The sequence below is a fragment of the Pseudomonas sp. BN505 genome, from assembly GCF_029873175.1.
GTDB classification, from domain to species: domain Bacteria; phylum Pseudomonadota; class Gammaproteobacteria; order Pseudomonadales; family Pseudomonadaceae; genus Aquipseudomonas; species Aquipseudomonas putida.
Genome location: NZ_SSOI01000010.1, coordinates 22,259 through 37,031 on the forward strand (window position 1 = coordinate 22,259; position 14,773 = coordinate 37,031).

General features: G+C 62.6%; 15 protein-coding genes and 3 pseudogenes. 7 read left to right on the forward strand and 11 right to left on the reverse strand.

All coding sequences use genetic code 11. The annotated features are described in order from the left end of the window. Positions 1-25: 25 nt before the first annotated feature. From E8E78_RS00155 to E8E78_RS00165, 3 genes are read right to left on the reverse strand one after another with little or no spacing between them, the layout of a single operon-like run. On the reverse strand, positions 26-610 hold the full coding sequence (locus E8E78_RS00155; RefSeq protein WP_280312279.1) for an isochorismatase family protein: 585 nt from the start codon (positions 608-610) through the stop codon (positions 26-28). 37 nt (positions 611-647) lie between these two features. Continuing rightward, the gene (locus E8E78_RS00160) at positions 648-1,484 is read right to left on the reverse strand and encodes a pirin family protein (protein WP_059394864.1); all 837 of its coding nucleotides are present in this window, start codon (positions 1,482-1,484) and stop codon (positions 648-650) included. A gap of 11 nt (positions 1,485-1,495) precedes the next feature. Continuing rightward, positions 1,496-2,560, reverse strand: a complete 1,065-nt coding sequence (locus E8E78_RS00165) for an alkene reductase (protein ID WP_059394865.1) — start codon at positions 2,558-2,560, stop codon at positions 1,496-1,498. A 99-nt stretch (positions 2,561-2,659) separates the two neighbouring features. Between E8E78_RS00165 and E8E78_RS00170 the strand changes: the two genes are divergently transcribed. Beyond that, positions 2,660-3,541 (forward strand): LysR family transcriptional regulator, encoded by an 882-nt coding sequence (locus E8E78_RS00170; protein WP_059394928.1) that lies wholly within the window; start codon positions 2,660-2,662, stop codon positions 3,539-3,541. Positions 3,542-3,703: 162 nt separating this feature from the next. Here E8E78_RS00170 and E8E78_RS00175 read toward each other — a convergent pair. The 5 genes and pseudogenes from E8E78_RS00175 to E8E78_RS00200 all read right to left on the reverse strand — a co-directional run. Next, positions 3,704-3,811: pseudogene (locus E8E78_RS00175) on the reverse strand (hydrolase); the annotation flags it as partial. 66 nt (positions 3,812-3,877) lie between these two features. After that, positions 3,878-4,423: pseudogene (locus E8E78_RS29050) on the reverse strand (DUF4010 domain-containing protein); the annotation flags it as partial. Positions 4,424-4,559: 136 nt separating this feature from the next. Beyond that, a pseudogene (locus tag E8E78_RS00190) lies at positions 4,560-5,336 on the reverse strand (helix-turn-helix domain-containing protein); the annotation flags it as partial. A 2-nt stretch (positions 5,337-5,338) separates the two neighbouring features. Further along, positions 5,339-5,548, reverse strand: a complete 210-nt coding sequence (locus tag E8E78_RS00195) for a hypothetical protein (protein ID WP_059394866.1) — start codon at positions 5,546-5,548, stop codon at positions 5,339-5,341. An 83-nt stretch (positions 5,549-5,631) separates the two neighbouring features. After that, positions 5,632-6,705 (reverse strand): NAD(P)-dependent alcohol dehydrogenase, encoded by a 1,074-nt coding sequence (locus E8E78_RS00200; RefSeq protein WP_280312273.1) that lies wholly within the window; start codon positions 6,703-6,705, stop codon positions 5,632-5,634. A 204-nt stretch (positions 6,706-6,909) separates the two neighbouring features. Between E8E78_RS00200 and E8E78_RS00205 the strand changes: the two genes are divergently transcribed. Continuing rightward, positions 6,910-7,836 (forward strand): universal stress protein, encoded by a 927-nt coding sequence (locus tag E8E78_RS00205; protein ID WP_280312272.1) that lies wholly within the window; start codon positions 6,910-6,912, stop codon positions 7,834-7,836. 29 nt (positions 7,837-7,865) lie between these two features. On the opposite strand, the gene E8E78_RS00210 is transcribed toward E8E78_RS00205, so the two are convergent. Further along, positions 7,866-8,414 carry a GNAT family N-acetyltransferase gene (locus tag E8E78_RS00210; protein ID WP_114942180.1) on the reverse strand — a complete coding sequence of 183 codons (549 nt, stop codon included), beginning with the start codon at positions 8,412-8,414 and terminating at the stop codon, positions 7,866-7,868. 184 nt (positions 8,415-8,598) lie between these two features. On the opposite strand from E8E78_RS00210, the gene E8E78_RS00215 reads away from it, so the two are divergent. The 5 genes from E8E78_RS00215 to E8E78_RS00235 all read left to right on the forward strand — a co-directional run bounded on the left by E8E78_RS00215 (position 8,599) and on the right by E8E78_RS00235 (position 12,969). Further along, a complete protein-coding gene (locus E8E78_RS00215) occupies positions 8,599-9,513 on the forward strand; it encodes a universal stress protein (RefSeq protein ID WP_059394870.1) in 915 nt (304 codons plus the stop codon). Between the two features lie 2 nt (positions 9,514-9,515). Then, entirely contained in the window at positions 9,516-10,883 is a 1,368-nt protein-coding gene (locus E8E78_RS00220) for an MBL fold metallo-hydrolase (protein WP_059394871.1), read from the forward strand. Between the two features lie 56 nt (positions 10,884-10,939). Next, positions 10,940-11,548 carry a hypothetical protein gene (locus tag E8E78_RS00225; RefSeq protein ID WP_230676108.1) on the forward strand — a complete coding sequence of 203 codons (609 nt, stop codon included), beginning with the start codon at positions 10,940-10,942 and terminating at the stop codon, positions 11,546-11,548. Between the two features lie 64 nt (positions 11,549-11,612). Further along, entirely contained in the window at positions 11,613-12,305 is a 693-nt protein-coding gene (locus E8E78_RS00230) for a phosphoribosyltransferase (protein WP_059394873.1), read from the forward strand. Continuing rightward, complete coding sequence (locus tag E8E78_RS00235; RefSeq protein WP_230676109.1) at positions 12,298-12,969, forward strand: alpha/beta family hydrolase; 672 nt, start codon at positions 12,298-12,300, stop codon at positions 12,967-12,969. The genes E8E78_RS00230 and E8E78_RS00235 overlap by 8 nt, the downstream gene beginning before the upstream one ends. A 17-nt stretch (positions 12,970-12,986) precedes the next feature. Here E8E78_RS00235 and E8E78_RS00240 read toward each other — a convergent pair whose 3' ends face one another. Both E8E78_RS00240 and E8E78_RS00245 read right to left on the reverse strand, forming a co-directional pair. Further along, a complete protein-coding gene (locus E8E78_RS00240) occupies positions 12,987-14,354 on the reverse strand; it encodes an erythromycin esterase family protein (RefSeq protein WP_059394874.1) in 1,368 nt (455 codons plus the stop codon). A gap of 60 nt (positions 14,355-14,414) precedes the next feature. Further along, positions 14,415-14,773 (reverse strand): GNAT family N-acetyltransferase (locus E8E78_RS00245; protein WP_280312263.1); only part of this gene is annotated, 359 nt, incomplete at its 5' end.

Consider the following 14,773-nt stretch of genomic DNA (forward strand, 5'->3'; position numbering starts at 1 on the left):
CCGGGGTACTGTGGCTGGGGCCGACTCAGCCGCCGAACGACTCCATGAGCACCTGTACCAGCTCACCGCCTTCAGGCGTTGCCCAACTGCCGGCCAGTTCGGCAATCGACTGGTTGGTGGTGGTCAGAGTTACACCTGCCTTGTCCATCCGGCGCAGCGCTATGTCATCGGCCATCGCGGTTGGGGACGCGCCGCCGTCGGCGACAACCTGTACCTCGAAGCCATCACGGACCAGCGAGAGTGCCGGGTAGACGGTGCAGACATCATTGGTTACGCCAGCAATGATGAGCTTCTTGCGGCCAGTCGCTTTGACGGCTGCGGCAAAATGTTCATCGTCCATCGCGTTGACGATGCCCAGGCGCTTGATGCGCCCCGCGAACTCGGCCGGGAGGATTTCTTCCAGTTCACTCAGCAACGGCCCTTGCGCATGCTCCTCCATGCTGGAGGTGAGCACGACCGGTAGCTTGAGGATGCGCGCCGCCTTGGCGAGCATCAGCGCATTGCGTTTAAGCTCATCGAAGGGCATGGATTTGGCCCAGCCCATCGTGCCAACCTGATGATCGATAAGCAGCAGGGCAGCGTTGTCAGCATTGAAATTTTCGTGAGTCATGATGATCTTCTCGCTAGGTAGAGGAACGGTGGTTGGCTTATCGGGTGTGCAGGCTGCCGAACAACCCGCGTTGGTAGCGCTGCACGGCTTCGTTTAGTGCAGCTGGTGACGCCAGCGCCATGGGGCCTTGCCAATGAACCGGCTGATTCAGGGGTGTACCTGAAAAAACCACTGCCTTTGCGGCGCCGTTTTTCGCCTGCACCGTCAAAACCCGCCTTGGCCCTTGGGGCAGATTCACTGGGGCCTTTGGGTCAAGCAGACTGAAGGGCTGGCCGTCCACGGTCACCTCACCATCAATTGGCACGACGAACGCGACATGGCCGTCCGGGATTGGAATCTCTGCCTCGCTGCCCGCTTCCAGCAGGATGTCCAGCAATCGGACATCGGTGGGCAATGAGAGGGGGGAGGCGATCTCGCCGAAGGCCCCGAGGGGCACACGAATCTTCACTCCCGGCAGGCGTACAACGGGTACATCGCGTGCTTCCAGGCTGAAGGCATGAGGCGCCTGCGCCTGTTGGTCCTCGGGCAGATTGATGAAGATTTGCAGCATGTGCACGGTCTTGCCGGGTTCTGCTGGTACTTCTTCATGAACCACGCCGCTACCCGCCGCCGTCCAGTGCAAACCACCGGGATGAATCACATTGCGATTGCCCAGTGAGTCCCGGTTATCGATCCCAGTTTCCGAATCCAGAAACAAATACGACACTGCCGAGAAACCCGCATGCGGATGCGCTGGGAAGGTCGGCCCGCTGATCCAGGCGTGATCCACGCCCAGAAACGGATCGATGGGGCTCGCAAACTGATCGCCACGGAGGCTGAACGCTCGGAACTGGCTTCCATGATTCATACGCTGCAGGTGTGCGGTGGCTAGCATGGTGGCACTCCTCAGACCCCTTGGGTCAGGGTTGGGTAATCGATGTAGCCTTCTGCGCCAGGCGAGTAGAAGGTATTTTTATCCGGCACGTTGAGCTCGGCGTCTCCACGCAGCCGTTCTGGCAGATCAGGGTTGGCCAGGAAAGCAGCACCAAACACGGCCGCATCCGCTTTGCCGCCGGAGATAAGCGCTTCGGCGCTTTCTTTGTTCAGGCCACTGCCGACCAGGTAGCTCCCTTTGAAGAGCGGCCGCAGGGCGCTGTGATAGTCGAACTCTGCACCAAACAGCGCGACGTGCAGGTAAGCCAGGTTGAACGGCTGCAGTTGCTTTACCAGGTAGGTGTAGGTTTCTTGCGGGTGGGCGTCGACGATGTCGTTGAAGTTCATTTCCGGGGAAATCTTGATTCCCACGCGGTCGCCGCCCACTTCCTCGGCCATCGCGGCAAGCACTTCGAGAACAAAGCGGACACGGTTTTCAACACGCCCACCGTACTCGTCTTTGCGCTGGTTGCTGCCGCTGGACAAGAACTGCTCCGGCAGATACCCCGATGCTGCATGCAACTCCACGCCGTCGAAGCCAGCCTCGATCACCCGACGAGCAGCCTGGCGGTAACCTTCCACGACGCCGGCGATTTCAACGATGCTCAACGCATGTGGGATGACGAAGTCTTGCAGGCCGGTAGCAGTATAGGTCTGACCTGCTGCCTTTAGGGCTGAGGGCGCCTGCGGCTGGGCGCCGTCGATCAGCAATGAAGGGTGGGAAACACGGCCACAGTGCATCAGTTGCATGAAGATACGGCCGCCACGGGCGTGAACGGCTTCAGCGACCTTTTTCCACGCGGCTACCTGCTCATCGGTTTCGATGCCAGGAGTCCGTACATAACCTTTGCCCTGCGCAACCGGGAAAACACCTTCGGAGATGATCAGGCCAGCACTGGCGCGTTGCTCATAGTAAGTAGCGACCAGGTCGGAAGGGACGCCAGCATCGTCTGCACGCGAACGCGTCATGGGGGCCATGACCACGCGGTTTGACAGGGTGTAGCGGCCTAGCTGGACCTGGGAGAAAAGAGAGTTCATTACAGTGCTCCTATGCGGTGATGGGGGTATCATCAATCAATGCGTTGCCGGGATAAATCCGGCTAAATTGAAATGACTGATCCATTTTTGGAGCAATGCTTGGAATACCTGAACGACATGGCCCTGTTCGTCGAGGTCGTGAAGATGCGAAGCTTTCGAGGCGCCGCACAGTCCCTGAACATGCCAAGCTCGACGCTTTCAAGGCGTATCACCAGCCTGGAGAAACAGATAGGGTTGCGCCTGCTCCATCGCACTACACGCAAGATCGAGCTGACTGAGGCTGGCCAGCTTTATTTTGATCGGTGCAAGCGTATCGTCGACGAAGCGAGGCTGGCGCATGAGCAACTGGGTGAGCTGCTTGCCAGGCCCAGCGGCCTGTTGCGCGCCTCGTTGCCAGTGGACTTCGCCAACATCTACTTGGCGCCGTTGATTGCGGACTTTGCCCGACTGTATCCAGGCATCACCTTTGACTTCGATCTCACACCCCGGCAGGTCGATCTGGTCAGCGACCCCGTGGATGTGGTCATTCGGATGGGCGAGCCGGCCAGCTCCAACTTGATTGCGCGGAAACTGGCCACCCTGCAACGCGGCCTGTATGCCTCACCTCAATATCTGGCAGGATCCGGTGAGCCCCGCGAGCCAGCGGAGCTTGTGCATCACGAATGCCTGCGAATGTCAGGGGCGAGCTCGGATAAGTGGACCCTGACCAGCGAGGGTGCTGTCGAACAGATTCAGGTGGGTGGCCGCTTTGAACTGAACAGTGTGGGGATGTTGCGTCGACTTGCCTCGCTGGACCTTGGTATCGCACTCCTGCCTGCCGGGATCGCTGCTCCAGATGTCGAGGCTGGTGTTTTGCAACGGGTGCTGCCGCAGTGGCAAGCGACTCCGGTTCCCGTGTACGCATTGACAGAAACCCGACTGCTTCCTGCCAAAACCCAGCGCTTTATCGAGTATCTGCGAGATCAGCTGGAGCGGCCCTAGCGACGAACAACGGGGGCGCCCGCATTGCGCGTGAGCCCCCGATCTTGCGAGTGGTACCCGATCAATCCGCCAGGCATGAACGGCGCATCTCAACGTCGAGTAAACGACTGATACCCAGAGGATTGGCGTTTCATACTGGCGCCATTGATGAAGGCTCGGGCATCAGGTGATGGCGCCGATCTGCCACGGCACGAACTCGTTCTGGCCGTAGCCATGCTGTTCGCTCTTGCTGCGCTCGCCCGAAGCGATGCTCAGCATCATCCGGTAGATGTGTTCACCCAGTACCAGGGCGAACTGGCTGATGCTTGCGAGGTTGGACAGTACGGCCGCAGCGGCATAAGGCCTGATTGCCGTCCCTCGCTGCCTGGCCTGGTGAGCCAGCAGCGCAATGGTCGCCGAGCCTGAGGCAAAGCCCGATGCGATGGCGCTCAAGGGCAGGCGATACCTGGGGCCTATCAACCGTACGGCGATATGGCCCAAGGCGCCGACGGTTATCAGCAAGACCACCAGCGTGCAGATCGTGCGTGGATTGAGTACCTGGTAGGGCCCGACGAAGTGATACGGTGTCAACGGAAGCACCACCAGCGCCACCGTCAGCAACATCAGGCCATCGCGCAGTTCCTGCTCGCTCAGTTGCTGCAGCACGAAATGGTGCAACTGTCGGCGCAGTGCCAGCAGCAAGGTCAGTACAACGCCTGCTGCCGTGGCGAGTTCGGGTTGATCGAGGCTCAGCGCGCCCAGAGTCAGCACCAGCAGCAGGGCGATCTCGCTGGTGACTTCCGGGTCCTTGTCGGCATGTTTGCGGTAATTCATGCAAAGCATCAGCACCAGGCCAGCTCGCCACCCCGACCGGCATCGCGCCCGCCAGCAGCATGCTGACATAGCCGAGCAGGGCTGTGATGGCGAAAGTTCTGAGGCCGGCGGCGGCGTGGTCTTCGTTTTGGCCTTTCTTGCGTTCACGCTCAAGCCCGACCAGCATGCCGATGCCCAGCGCCTTTGGGCTGTCCTTGTGTACGCCGTCACCGGTGCCCTGCTCGAGCGCCATCAGCGAAGGCATGTCGAGTATCTCCACCAGCCTGCCGTGCAGGCTGACGATGCGCAGTGCGCGCAGGCGAGCGACGGAACGGCACACGGTTTCCAAGCGCAGGCCCAGGTACGAGGCCATGTCCTCGCGGGACATGCGCAACATGAAACCATGGGCAGAGTAACCGCGGCTGACGAAGCGCCTGGACAGCCCCACCAGGAAGCTGGCCAGGCGCTGTTCGGCGGTAAGGTTGCACAGCATCAGCACGCGCTCGTGTTCACGCACGATCTCCCGGCTCATCAAACGATTCAGGCTTTGCTGTAGAACCGGGAATTCGCGCGCCAGGGTTTGCAGGCGGCGGTAGGGCACAGGGCAGACTTCGCTGTCTTCCAGGGCAATGGCGTCGCAGACATGGTGTTCGGTGGCGATGGCATCGAGGCCGAGCACGTCACCCGGCATCCAGAAATTTCTCACCACGCCTTGGCCTTCGACGGTGTTGAGGCTGGTCTTCAAGCTGCCGCAGCGCACCGCATAGAGCGTGGTCAGTGGGTCATTGGCATTGAACAGTGCTGCGCCCTTGCGAATCCGCATGCGTGGCCCTATCAGGGCGCTCAGGCAGCTGTTGTCGTGAAGGGGCAGGCCGGTGGGCAGGCACAGGCCGCTGACGCGGCACTCCTTGCACATGGACGCCAGCGGTCTCAGGTGAATCGGATTGGCCGCGGGCGATGCATCGGAGTGGTCGAGCAGCATGACCTTCAGTTGCCCGGACATCGTCAGGCCTCCTTCGCGCATCGACGTTCGGCCGACCCGCTACGAGGGGGGCAATTGGCCAGTTTGTCGAACGAGTGGGGGGCGTTGAGGCGGGCAAGCAAGCGCTCGACGAATTGTTCGGCCTCAGCGGACGAGGTGAAGCTTACCCGGCAGTCATCCAGGCGTACCCACCAGCGGTTGTGTTCGGGGTTGTTTTCGACGTAGACGTTCATTGGAGCCTCCAAAGCCTGCATGAGCAAGACAACTGCGTGGCAGTGCAAAAACGAAGGCGTCCCTGCCGACAGCGGGGCGTTGCTCAGGGCGTGATTGCCACTTTCATTACGCCGTCGCGCTGGTGGGCAAACAGTTCATAGGCGGCCTCGATGTCATCGAGGGGGAAGCGGTGTGTGACCAGTGGCGAAACGTCGACGCGGCCACTGGCGACCACCGCCATAAGCCGGCGCATGCGCTCTTTACCGCCTGGACACAAGGTCGTGACGATGCGGTAATCGCCCAGCCCGGCGGCGAATGGGCCCAAAGGAATGCTGAGGTCGGCACTGTAGACACCCAGGCTCGACAAGGTGCCGCCCGGGCGCAATACCCGCAGCGCCGATTCGAAGGTGCCTTGAGTGCCCAATGCTTCGATGGCGACATCCACGCCGCGGCCATCGGTGAGCGCCATGATCTGCTCCACCACGTTGCCTTGCTGGAAGTCGACGACCTGGTCGGCACCCAACTGGCGTGCGACGCTGATGCGCGCGGCGACCGTGTCGACACCGATGATGGTGGTTGCGCCCAGCAGCCTGGCCTCGGCGACTGCGCACAGGCCGATCGGGCCGAGGGCGAACACGGCCACGCTGTCGCCGACGCTGACGCCACCGCGCTCGGCACCGGAAAAACCGGTAGACATGATGTCCGGGCACATCAGTACCTGCTCGTCGCTGAGCCGGTCGGGAATAGGGGAGAGGTTGACCATGGCGTCCGGCACGCGAACGTATTCGGCCTGGCAGCCATCGATGAGGTTGCCGAACTTCCAGCCGCCGATGGCCTTGAAGCCATGCACGGTGCCCGCGCCGTCCTGCGAGGCGCAGCCACACAGGCAGGCGTGGCTGTGGCCGCTGGGGGTGATGGCGCCGGCGATGACCCGCTGGCCTTCCCGAAAGCCCTGGACCTGCGAGCCGAGCTTCTCGATCACACCTACCGGCTCGTGGCCTACGGTCAGGCCCCTGGCCACCGGATATTCGCCACGCAGGATATGCACATCGGTGCCGCAGATCGTGGTGGTGGTGATACGCACCAGTGCATCCAGTGGGCCGATATCCGGGATGGGCTTGTCTTCCAGCACGATACGGTTCTTCTTAACGAAAACTGCCGCTTTCATGAGCGCCATGGCACGTCTCCTGAGGCACTGCGTGATTGTTCTTGATATAGGGTCAGCGCGCGCCAGATCTGCCAGCAATCCTTGATCCGCATCAAATTCTCGCGCGGTTCGAATCACCGAACGTCCGCACGCTGTGTGAGTTGACAAACATCAAGGCGCGCCTGAGCCGGGGGCAGATGATCGAAATACGCTTCCCAACCGCAGAGGTGCGCCATGGACAACCCGCAAAGACTGTTGATGATCGCGTCGCTCCTGATGCGCCGAACCCCGGTCTATGACCGCGCTGCGGCGTTGGCCAAGGCCAAGGGCATGGCGTTGCACATCGTCGCTTTCGATTACCTGGAGGGGCTGGCCACGGCGGGCCTGGTCAATGACCAGGCACTGGCGGTGATGCGCGACGGCTACGTGCGGCAACACCGTGAATGGCTGGAAAGCCAGGCGCTACCCATGCGGCGCAATGGCGTCACGGTGACCACCGAAGTGGTCTGGGCGCTGCATCCTCTGAACGAGATTCTGGTGCATTTGCGCGAGCAGCCCGTCGCCATGCTGATCAAGGAGTTCGAGCACGAGCCCTGGTGGATGCGCGCCATGTTCACGTCGCTGGACATCCAGCTGTTGCGCGACACGCGCATACCGTTGCACCTGGTGCACAACGCCAGCCACGCCTTGCCCCGCAAGATACTCGCGGCCGTGGACCTGTCCAGGCCCGAGGATCAGTATGAAGGCTTCAATGACCAGATCATCAGCGAAGCGCTGAAACTGGCCTTGCAGTGCAACGCCCAGATCGAATTGCTCTACGTCTACGACCTGGGGTCGATGTACCGCGACGCCGGGGGCAGCCGTGAGCATTCGTACCTGTTCGACTCCAACCTCGCCCAGACCCTTCATGAAGCCCAGAGCGAGGCCTTCCAGACGCTGGCCGAGCGCAATGGCATCGCCAGCGAGCACCGCCACATGCACATGGGCGATCCGGCCAAGGTCTTGGGACTGTTCATGGACAGCCATGACATCGACGTGCTGGTGATGGGCAGTTATCACCACCATGATATTGGCTGGTTCATCGGCAGTACCGCGGAGCGTGTCTTGCACCGGTTGTCCAACAGTGTGCTGGTGATCTCGCCCGAGCATTCCCAGGGGTAAATGCACAAGGCCCGCGAGGGCCTTGTCATTCAGGCGCTCAAGTCCAGTTCATGGACAATTTCGCTGACGTCGCCGCCCAGGTAGCGTGAGCTGAAGCCTAGCGCCTTGGTCAGCCGGTGCATGGCGTAGTTGTTTGCCAGGTCCCGGGAGACCATGCACTGGTAGCCATTGCGCCGAGCCGCCTCGATCAGGTGCTGCAACAGGCGCTTGCCCAGGCCTTTGCGCTGCCAGTCCTCACTGACCGCCAGCGCGCATTCGCAGCTCAGGCTGCCCGCTATGCCGGCATAGCGGCTGACACCGACCTGTTGCAACTTGCCGTCCACATGGGCCAGTGCGACATAGGCCATGCGCTGATGCTGATCGACCGGCATCCACCGCGGGTCGAGGCTGGGCATTGCGCCGCTGAGCCCGGCGATGAAGCGAAAGCGCCTGGCCTCGTAGGCGATCGTGCTCAGGAAGCGCTTGTCCCGTTCGTGGTCTTCTTCGCGCAGCGGGCGGATCAGCACGGCTGAACCGTCGTCAAGCGTTTCGACCCAGTGCTCACAAGCTTGCGCCTGTTCAGTTTGCTGCCCGTTCATGCTGCCTCCCGGTGACCTGATCAGTGCCTGGTGCAGCCGTTGTAACGTGGCCAAGCGGTTCGGTTCTGACAATGGTCAAGTTCATCGCGGATGGCAGTTTTCTGATCTGCATCAAGCGCCATCGAGGCGGTGCGCGGAATATCGCCTGCATCACACCCCAGTGGCGCAAGCCCGGAGGTTCATCATGGGTCAATACCGACAACTGCTGGTGCTGCTCACCGAGGTCGATGCGCATTCCGCTGCGCTGCGCAGGGCCTTGGCCCTGGCGCACGTCAGTGGCGCCAGTGTGCATGTGCTGGGGCTGTTCGGACCGACCGAGGAGCACCTGCTGCGTGAGGAACGGCTCAATGAAGCCGACCTCAAGCGCCAGTACGAACACTATCGGGCCACGCTGACCGCCTTGGTCGAGCGGCATCGCGGCAGTGGCATCACGCTGACGGTCGACACCCTGGCTGCAGACGACATCCGTAGCATGGCCATCGACTACATCAGCGAACTGCAGCCCGACATGGTCCTCAAGGACAGCGAAACCGCCTCGGCCCTGGCGCGGCTGTTCAGTACGCCGCTGGACTGCGCCTTGATGCGGGGGTTCAAGGGCATCACGCAGTTTGTGCCGAAGTCGTCCGTCACGCTGCCCCGGCGCGTTCTGGTTGCCGTGGATACCGCGTTCAGCGAAACACCCGCTGTGCAGGAGCACTTCAACCGTGGGCTCATCCGCGCCGCCCAGGCACTGGCCCTGCAGTGTGATGCGCCGTTGCACCTGTTGTCGGCCTACAACCTGGCCGGGGTGTTCGCCGCGGACATGAATGTGACCCAGGCCTGGATCGACGAGATGCTCGAAGCGCTTCAGGAGCCATTCGACGCCTTGGCCGACGCCGAGGGCGTCGCGCCCGAGCGTCGGCACTTCATGGAAGGCGGCCCGGTACAGGTGATCCGCGAACAGGTGGCCGCACTGGATATCGATGCGCTGGTGATGGGCGTCGTGCAGCCCAAAGGGCTGGACAAGCTGCTGGGCGATACCACCGAGCGAATTGTCAGCCACCCGCCCTGCAGCGTCGTCGCGGTGCACCCTGACGTGGCCGAAACCTGGGAGCCATAGCCATGCAACTGACCTTTCTTGGCGGTACAGGCACCGTGACCGGCAGCAAATTCCTGTTGACCCGCGACAGCACGCGGGTGCTGGTCGACTGCGGGCTGTTCCAGGGCTTCAAACAACTGCGCCTGCGCAACTGGGAGCCGCTGCAACCGGCCCTGCGCGCCCTCGATGCCGTGGTGCTGACCCACGCCCACCTTGACCATAGCGGTTATCTCCCGGTGCTGGCGCGGGAGGGCTACAGCGGGCCGATCTATACCACCCCGGCGACCTGTGCCCTGGCAGAGATCTTGCGGTTGGACAGTGCGCGCTTGCAGGAAGAGCAGGCCGAGCATGCCAACCGCCACGGCTACTCCAAGCACACGCCAGCGCGCCCGCTTTATACCGAGGAGGAGGCGAAACGGGCCCTGGCCCTGTTGCAGCCTGTGGAACTGCATCAGCCGTTGCCGATTGCCGACGGCATGGAGCTGTTGATGCGCACCGCCGGGCATATCCTCGGCGCGGCAACGGTACAGATCAGTGCCGAAGTCCAGACCGTGCTGTTCTCGGGTGACCTGGGCCGCCCTCAGGACCCGATCATGCGTGCGCCTGAACTGGTCAGGACGGCGGACGTGCTGTTGATCGAGTCGACTTACGGTGATCGCCAGCACCCTGACGAATCGACCGCGCAGTACCTGGCCAAGGTCATCAATGAAACGCTGCTGCGCCATGGCATCACCCTGGTGCCATCGTTTGCCGTCGGCCGCGCCCAGCTGCTGATGTATTACCTGTACACGCTCAAGCGCGACCGGCTGATCCCGGATATCCCGGTCTACCTGAACAGCCCGATGGCCACCGACGCCACCGCCCTCTACCAGCAGTACCGCAGCGAACATCGGCTGTCGGCCGCCGAGTGCGCCGCCATGTGCCACGGCACGCATATCGTGCGAACGGTCGATGAGTCCAGGCACCTGGACCACCTGCGCGAGCCTGCGGTGATCATTGCCGCCAGTGGCATGGCCACCGGTGGCCGGGTCCTGCACCACCTCAAGGCGCTGGCCCCCAACCCACGCAACAGCATCCTGTTCTCGGGCTTTCAGGCTGGCGGCACGCGGGGTGCCGATATCGTCGCCGGTGCCCGCAGCGTGCGCTTGCAAGGCGAAGATGTGCCGATAAGGGCGCAGGTGCATGCCATGGAGAACCTTTCCGCGCATGCCGATGCCGACGAGATCATGGAGTGGTTGCGTGGGTTTACCCGGCCGCCTCGCCAGACCTACGTCATTCATGGCGAGCCGCACGCCGCCGACACCTTGCGACGGCGTATCAGCCTCGAACTCGGCTGGCAGGTTTGCGTGCCGGAGTATCAGGAAACCGTCGCCATCGACCCGGTGCGCTAGCTGGGCGCGGGAGGTGAATCATGAGTACGCAAGCAAGGGAAAAATTGCGGGCTTGGATGCATAGGCCCAGGGGTAGCCTGGGTTGGATCGTGGCCATCATCGCTTTACTCGTCGCGGCGTCCGTCTATCGCGCCCTGAGCCCGAGCTGGCGCATGCCCATGCGCGACCCGGCGGTGCTCCTGAGCCTCCTGGCGTTGAGTGTGGCGCTGGGGTGGGCGGTGCAGCGGGGCGTCAAACGCACGGTCGGCAAGGCCATTTTCAATGGCCAGGAGACGGGTTGGCAGGCCAGGCTGGCGTTGCTCCGTTCAATCACCCAGGAATCGAACAGGTTGATCAGTGTGTTGCTGCTCCTGGTCGTGCTCGGTGCTGGCACCGTATGGCTGGCGGGGCGCTCCGTGGCGCAGATCGTGGAAAATTGCACGGCCAACCTGCAGGCCCAGGTCGATGTACCTGAGGATGACAAGCTCGCTGCGCTGGTCGGCAAACCCGTGTGTACCTGCCTGGCTCAGACCTTTCTGCAGCGCAATGGGGTGTTGCGCCTGGCCCTGTTCGAAACGCCCATGCAGGAAGTGAGCGGCCTGAAGGCGCTGACCCCCGCTGATGAGCAGCGTTGCCTCGCGCAGTTCGACCTGGTGCCCGAGGAAGGGCGTGCAGTCACGCCTTGAAGCCATCAACGGCCCCCATCGGCAGCTGAAATGACAGGCGCCCATCGCGGCGCGGGAGGTGTTCATGTCCCATGATCTTGCCTTGCCAACCTTGTTTGTCGACCGTACCCAGGCTGGACGTTGCCTGGTCGAACCACTGGCCCGCTACGCTGGCAGGCCCGATGTGATCGTGCTCGCACTGCCGCGTGGTGGTGTTCCGGTGGCCTACGAAGTCGCGACCGCTCTCAACGTGCGCCTGGACCTGCTGGTGGTGCGCAAGCTCGGCATGCCGTTTCACCCCGAGTTCGCCATGGGGGCGATAGCCAGCGGCGGAGTCACTTTCCTCAATGACGACATGCTGCGGGCCTATCCGGTAGACCCCGCGATGTTCGACGCCGTGGTTGCCAGGGAAACCGAGGAGCTGGCCCGGCGCGAGCGGGCCTACCGGGGAGGGCGGCCAGCCCTGCAACTCAAGGGGCAGGTGGTGATTCTCATCGATGACGGCCTGGCGACCGGGGCCACGATGAGGGCGGCTATCCAGGCTGCGCGCGCTCAGTCACCGGCGCGGATCGTGGTAGCCATCCCGGTCGCACCGCCAGAAACGCTCGAAGCGCTGTACGGTGAGGTAGATGAGCTGGTGTGCCCGCTGGTCCCCGAGCAGATGGTTTCGGTGGGTTACTGGTATCAGGATTTCCCGCAGACGTCGGACGAGGAAGTCATGACGCTCATGGGGCAAGCCGATCAGCAAGCGCTTAGCCGGAGTGCGCCCCATGACTGAGCACAGGGTTGAAGTTCGCACGCAGACGATGAAGCTGGCAGGCGTCGAACTGATGGCGGACGTGCGTGAGCCGGCCAACGCTGGCGCCTTGGTCATCTTCGCCCATGGTAGCGGCAGCGGGCGTCTGAGCGCCCGCAATCAGTACGTAGCGGATGTGCTCGCGGCGCGTGGCCTGGGGTCACTACTCTTCGACCTGCTGACCGAGGCTGAGCAACGACTGGATAACGAGACCGGAGAATTGCGCTTTGATATTGCCTTGCTGGCCAAGCGTTTGATCGATGTCATCGATTGGGTTGCAGGCGATCCGCAGCTGGGCAAGCTGCGCATCGGCTTGTTCGGCGCAAGCACGGGGGCCGCTGCGGCCCTGTGGGCGGCTGCGCAGCGTCCCGAGCGGGTGGCGGCGGTGGTGAGCAGAGGTGGCAGAACAGACCTGGCTGAGCCGATGCTGGACCGTGTGCAGGCGCCAACCTTGCACATCGTAGGTAGCCGGGACGCCCTGGTGCTTGAGCTCAATCGTCAGGTGGGTCGCTTGCTGAGCTGTGAGCAGCACCTTGAAGTGGTGCCAGGCGCTACGCATCTTTTCGAAGAGCCTGGCACACTGGCGAAGGCCGCTGCGCTCGCCGGTGACTGGTTTGTGAAGTACCTGCAGCGCGAATCCGCCTGATGAGGCTTCGCCGAGGCTTATACACCAAATGGATAGGTTTCGTCCTCAGGCTCAAGATGCTGTTGTTTCGGCAAGGGCAGGGCAGTTACTGGCTGGGTCTGCTCGAACCACAGCAGCGCATCGAACTGCTCGGCCAGCACCGCTTCGAAGTAGTGGCTTAGCCGTTCGCTCTCGGGGCGATAGATGACACCGATGGCGCGTTCGAGTAGCGCCGTGGACAACACATGGCGCAGCTCCTTGCGTTGTGGGTCGCGCCAGTCGCTCAGGCAGGCCGGCACGCCTGCGAGGCGGAACTGGTGCTCCCAGCTGTCGCTGCGCGACGGGCGGATGTCCTTGATCTGCATGTCGCCGTCCCAGTCATCGGCGGCGGCCACTTGGCCGCGATCTGTGGCCATGCCGATCAGCACCGCGTCATGCCCGAAAGCGCTGCGGCAAAGCTGGCCGATGTTGAACTGGCCTTTCCAGCCCATTTCCGTGGCACCGGCATTGCCGATATGGGAGTTGTGTGCCCAGACCACCGCTTTGGCATGGGGCCCACGGTGTTCCAGCAGCGCGCGCAAGGTATCGAACATGTGCCGGTCGCGCAGGTTCCAGGAAGCCGTCGAACCTCGGTAAATGGCGCGGTAGTACTGTTCCGCGGCGATGATGACGCGGGCGTTCTGCGTTGCGTTGAAGAAGGCTTCGTCATTGCGGACAAGCCCTGACAGTTGCTCGGCGAGCATCACATTCAACTGCTGGATCACCGGTTGCTCGCAAGGCATGACGCCACCGCGCTCGACAAAGTGCCCATACAGTGCGGGGTCGTCCTGCCAAGGCGTCAGGCAACCGTAGCGGCGGCGAGCCTCATGGGCCAGGTGCGGATCGACCCGGTCCAGATACGCCAGCACTTCATGGATGGAGTTGCGCAGGCTATAGACATCCAGGCCACGGAATTCCACGCGATGGTCGGTGGGCAGCAGGCGGTTGTGGCCGTGCAGCCAATGGGCGAAGGCTTTGACTTCGCTGTTGCGCCACATCCAGGTCGGAAAACGGCTGAATATATGGCGTTTCCACGCCGAATGCGCCAAGCCGCGAACGTACTGATCGACATGCCCGGCATCCGGCCAGTCGGCCTCGACGGCGACGATGTTGAAACCATGCTGTTCGATCAGGCGCCGAGTGATCGCCGCTCGGGTGCGGTAGAACTCGCTGCTGCCGTGGCTCGCCTCGCCCAGCAGGATGACCCGCGCGTCAGCGTAGCGGTCGAACAGGGCTGCGAATGCCGGTGTATCCAGGTCTGGCAAGGGTTCGGCGTATTGATGAAGCACCGGGGCAATATCGGCAGTGTCGACCTGATACTGCTTGCCGTAGAGTTTTTCCATCAATTTCTTCGAAGGGCCGTTCATGGGGATGCTTCCGTAGTCGGGCCGCCGCGCCTTGACCCGTCAGGGGGCGGCGGCCCAGGGTCAGATCAGGGAGAGCCGGTGAATGACTTGGCTGGGGTCATCCGGGTCAGCGGCGGTGGTGAACCCCGCCGCCTTGGCCAGGTCGCGCATCGCATGGTTGGCTGCCGCGTCGACCGAATACATCTGCCGCAAGCCCTTGGTCCGGGCATGATCGATCAGGTGCTTGAGCAGCAGGCGACCCAGGCCATGGTGCTGCCAGCTGTCCATGACGGTAACGGCACATTCGCACTCGTCCTTGCCGCTGGCGGTGGCGTAGCGGGAAATGCCCACTTCCTGCAATTCGCCATCCACGTGGGCGAGGGCGACGTAGGCCGCCTGGCGATCCTGGTCGACCTTCATCAGCTGGTCGAGCATGGCTT

What these genes read in the sequence shown, in the direction of transcription:
- E8E78_RS00155 (WP_280312279.1), bottom strand. Translation starts at nt 610, where the DNA reads ATGACTCACGAAAATTTCAATGCTGACAACGCTGCCCTGCTGCTTATC.
- E8E78_RS00160 (WP_059394864.1), bottom strand. Translation starts at nt 1,484, where the DNA reads ATGCTAGCCACCGCACACCTGCAGCGTATGAATCATGGAAGCCAGTTC.
- E8E78_RS00165 (WP_059394865.1), bottom strand. Translation starts at nt 2,560, where the DNA reads ATGAACTCTCTTTTCTCCCAGGTCCAGCTAGGCCGCTACACCCTGTCA.
- E8E78_RS00195 (WP_059394866.1), bottom strand. Translation starts at nt 5,548, where the DNA reads ATGAACGTCTACGTCGAAAACAACCCCGAACACAACCGCTGGTGGGTA.
- E8E78_RS00200 (WP_280312273.1), bottom strand. Translation starts at nt 6,705, where the DNA reads ATGGCGCTCATGAAAGCGGCAGTTTTCGTTAAGAAGAACCGTATCGTG.
- E8E78_RS00205 (WP_280312272.1), top strand. Translation starts at nt 6,910, where the DNA reads ATGGACAACCCGCAAAGACTGTTGATGATCGCGTCGCTCCTGATGCGC.
- E8E78_RS00210 (WP_114942180.1), bottom strand. Translation starts at nt 8,414, where the DNA reads ATGAACGGGCAGCAAACTGAACAGGCGCAAGCTTGTGAGCACTGGGTC.
- E8E78_RS00215 (WP_059394870.1), top strand. Translation starts at nt 8,599, where the DNA reads ATGGGTCAATACCGACAACTGCTGGTGCTGCTCACCGAGGTCGATGCG.
- E8E78_RS00220 (WP_059394871.1), top strand. Translation starts at nt 9,516, where the DNA reads ATGCAACTGACCTTTCTTGGCGGTACAGGCACCGTGACCGGCAGCAAA.
- E8E78_RS00225 (WP_230676108.1), top strand. Translation starts at nt 10,940, where the DNA reads ATGCATAGGCCCAGGGGTAGCCTGGGTTGGATCGTGGCCATCATCGCT.
- E8E78_RS00230 (WP_059394873.1), top strand. Translation starts at nt 11,613, where the DNA reads ATGTCCCATGATCTTGCCTTGCCAACCTTGTTTGTCGACCGTACCCAG.
- E8E78_RS00235 (WP_230676109.1), top strand. Translation starts at nt 12,298, where the DNA reads ATGACTGAGCACAGGGTTGAAGTTCGCACGCAGACGATGAAGCTGGCA.
- E8E78_RS00240 (WP_059394874.1), bottom strand. Translation starts at nt 14,354, where the DNA reads ATGAACGGCCCTTCGAAGAAATTGATGGAAAAACTCTACGGCAAGCAG.